This is a genomic window from Herbiconiux sp. (genome assembly GCF_023264895.1).
In the GTDB taxonomy this organism is placed as follows: Bacteria; Actinomycetota; Actinomycetes; order Actinomycetales; family Microbacteriaceae; genus Herbiconiux.
In genome coordinates, this window is record NZ_JAHFUY010000163.1 from 1 (window position 1) to 3298 (window position 3298).

The 3298-nt window shown below is 65.9% G+C and carries 5 protein-coding genes; 4 read left to right on the top strand and 1 reads right to left on the bottom strand.

The features are described from left to right. Window positions 1-173 precede the first annotated feature (173 nt). Complete coding sequence (locus tag Q0D57_RS19275) at window positions 174-1409, bottom strand: IS256 family transposase (protein WP_046746337.1); 1236 nt, start codon at window positions 1407-1409, stop codon at window positions 174-176. 56 nt (window positions 1410-1465) lie between these two features. Here Q0D57_RS19275 and Q0D57_RS19280 point away from each other — a divergent pair, with 56 nt between their 5' ends. The 4 genes from Q0D57_RS19280 to Q0D57_RS19295 all read left to right on the top strand — a co-directional run. After that, window positions 1466-2233, top strand: coding sequence for a GyrI-like domain-containing protein (locus Q0D57_RS19280; RefSeq protein WP_067121902.1), 768 nt, complete (start codon window positions 1466-1468; stop codon window positions 2231-2233). Further along, window positions 2230-2685: an SRPBCC family protein gene (locus tag Q0D57_RS19285; protein WP_054687628.1), complete on the top strand. Its 456-nt coding sequence runs from the start codon at window positions 2230-2232 to the stop codon at window positions 2683-2685. Before Q0D57_RS19280 ends, Q0D57_RS19285 begins: the two co-directional genes overlap by 4 nt. Beyond that, window positions 2685-3089, top strand: a complete 405-nt coding sequence (locus Q0D57_RS19290) for a DUF1801 domain-containing protein (protein WP_062637438.1) — start codon at window positions 2685-2687, stop codon at window positions 3087-3089. Before Q0D57_RS19285 ends, Q0D57_RS19290 begins: the two co-directional genes overlap by 1 nt. Before the next feature lie 2 nt (window positions 3090-3091). Continuing rightward, window positions 3092-3298 (top strand): VOC family protein (locus tag Q0D57_RS19295; RefSeq protein ID WP_366518649.1); only part of this gene is annotated, 207 nt, incomplete at its 3' end.

A 3298-nucleotide genomic window follows, 5' to 3' on the forward strand; every position in this document is an offset into this window, starting at 1 on the left:
TGCCGCTCCTTACTGTCCTCCCACCGGATGAGGTCATGGGGGGAAGCGAACGTGATCTCGACGACAACCTGGCGCCGGTGCCGTTCCGAGACTCGGACCTTCGACTCCCGGTAGGGCCGCGTCCGTTTGAGTGGTGGTCTTTCGCTTCGTTGCGATGATCAGCTGTCGTTAGTTTAGGCGGCGGTGATCTCGGGGAGTATCACCGCCTCGTCGATGGTGGGGGTGGTCGCGGTGAGCTCGGTCATGGAGGCTTCGGAGAAGTAGCGGCGGTCGGCGGCTTCCCATTCGTCGTGTTGCTCGACGAGGACGGAGCCGGCCAGGCGGAGCAGGGCGGCGTTGTTCGGGAACACGCCAACGACGTCGGTGCGGCGCTTGATCTCCCGATTGAGGCGTTCCAGCGGGTTCGTGGACCAGATCTGTCGCCAATGCCGGGCGGGGAACGCTTTGAACGCGAGGATGTCGTCACGGGCGTCGGTGAGCATCACGGCGGTCTTGGGGTGGACGCGCTCGATCATGCGCACGACTTCGTCGAACTGGGCATCGATGTGCTCGGCGTCGGGTTGGGCGAAGATCGTGCGGATCACGCTGGCGACCATCTCCTGCCGGCCCTTCGGGAGGGCGGTCAGGACGTTGCGCATGAAGTGGACGCGGCAGCGCTGCCAGGCGGCGCCCTGCAACACGGTCGCTGCGGCCTTCTTCAGTCCGGCGTGGGCGTCGGAGATCACCAGCTTCACCCCGCCCAGACCTCGTGTCTTCAACGAGCGCAGGAACTGCTTCCAGAACTCCTCGGTCTCGCTGTCTCCGACATCGAAGCCCAGCACGACCCGCCGCCCGTCAGCGGCGACGCCGATCGCGACGACGACCGCCTGGGACACGACACGGTGGTCGATGCGGACCTTGCAGTAGGTCGCGTCGAGGAACACGTAGGGGTAGGCGATGTCAGACAGCGAGCGGTCGCGGAACGATGCGACCTCGGCGTCGAGCCCTTGGCAGATGCGGGACACCTCGGACTTCGAGATGCCAGTGTCAGCGCCGAGCGCTTTGACGAGGTCATCGACCTTCCGGGTTGAGACGCCGTGGAGGTAGGCCTCCATCACGACCGCGAACAAGGCTTGGTCGACCCGGCGGCGCCGCTCCAGCAGCGACGGGAAGAACGACCCCTGCCGCAACTTCGGGATCCGCAACTCCAGATCCCCAGCCGTGGTCGACAGCACCCGCGGCCGGGAACCGTTGCGGGTAGTCGTGCGCTCGCTCGTGCGCTCGTAGGGGGCGGCGCCGATGAATGCGGCTGTCTCCGCGTCGATCAGCTCCTGGTAGAGCCGCTCGGTCGCGGCTCGGATGCGGTCGGTGGTGCCGGTGAGCTTCAGTTCCCCGAGCAGCTCGAGGAGGGCAGACTGGTCAAGAGCCATCGTGCGGTGTCGTCTTTCTGTGTGAGTTCTTGGTCGTTCTCACTGACCATCGCACGATGGCTCACCCCGTCGCGGTCACGACGCCGCGGGCCCGAAAGACCACCACCCCGCGGGACTCCAGGTTGGAATCCGGGTTCGCAACGCCCGAGACCTTCACACGCGCGTTCGTGCAGCGGTTCGAGATCAGTCCATCGGAGTATCGGAGGATGCTGCGCGCGTACCGCGAGCACGCGGACCTGGCGCAGCAGAGCACGACGTTTGCGGGCTTCGCAGAAGAGACGCCGCTGACACTCCGTTATGACCTCGATGCCGTCCCGGTACGGGTTGAGAGCACCCCCGAGCGGCACCTGCTCGTCCTCCGTCATCGCGGGTACAACGGCCTCGGCATCGGGCACCCATCGGTCGAGCCGTGGCAGCAGCTGAGGGCCTTCGCGATAGAGCACGGCATCGCCCACTCCTCCGACCTCCTCGTGGGCATCACCCCAGATGACCCTTACGTGGTGGACAACGAGCAGATCCGCTTCGACGCTGGCATCCCCATTGCCGCACCGATAGATCCACCCCACCCCTTCACCTACCGCCAGATGCCGGCGCAGGTGTGCGTCGCGCATCGGCACACCGGCGGTGCAGAGCAGATCGCGAAGACCTTCGCGGCTATCGGGGTGCAATGGATGCCCTCAGAAGGGTGGCGGTTGCGCTGCGCACCGCCCTTCGAGATCCATCACGTCGACCAGCGCGCGAACGACGCCGTTCGCGTCAGCTGGACAGACGCCTATGTGCCTCTTGATCACCACCCCGACCATCACCCAGGAGAAGGCCCATGATCGCTTTCGAGTTCACCGAGCACATCGACAGATCGCAACAGGAAGTGTTCGCAGTGCTGGCAGATCCCACAAGGGCGGTCGACTACGTCGACGGTGTCGTGAAGAGCGTGAAGGTGACGGATGGCCCGCTCGCTGTGGGGTCCGTCATCGAGGAGACGCGCCGAGTGAAGAGCAAGGAGGCGACGGGGCAGCTGCAGATCGTGGCTCTCGAGCCGCCCACCGCTTTTGCGGTCGCCAGCGAGGCGGAGGGCATCACCGCGACCTACGTCTACCGGCTGCACCCGGCCGGCACCGGCACGCGGATCGAGTGGACGTGCGAGCTCGCCGCCGGCGGACTGCGGCGGATGATGCTGCCCCTGGTGGCCGCGATCACAAAGAAGGAGGACGGCGACCATCTGGCCCGACTCAAGGCATACATCGAATCGCAGCGAGCAACGGAGACCGCCTCGTGATGCCTTCCGACACCAGCGTCGACGAGGCGCTGGACCGGGCAACCGGGCCACGACGCGGCGAGGTAACCGAACTCCTCGAGCTCTTCGAGCACGTTGCACAGCGCCCGCCGGTGGTGTGGGCGGAACGGATTGTCGGGTTCGGCCAATACGGCTACGCGTACGACAGCGGGCGAGAGGGTATCGCGCCTGAGATCGCCTTCGCTTCCGGGTCCAAGCACACGCTTTACCTGGTCGAGGGGTTTGCCGAGCGGTGGCCCGACCTGCTCGAGCGGCTCGGTCCACACCGCACCAGTAGCGCGTGCCTCTACCTCCCCCGATTGTCGGGGGTGGACCAAGATGCGCTGCGGGAACTACTCGATCGCTCCCTCGCCGTCATTCGAGACGTGCACGGCGACGGCAAATGAGCATGGCGTCTCTCGTCCAAGTAGCCCAGCGCGTGGTCGATCTGGAACGCGCCACAGCCTTCTATTCCGCACTGCTCGGCTCCGCCCCTGTGGCCCGATTCGATCCGCCCGGTTTGGTGTTCTTCGATCTCGACGGCGTCCGTTTGCTACTCGAGAGCGCGGCACCGTCAGCGCTGCTCTACCTCCGCGTCGATGATCTGGAGTTAGCC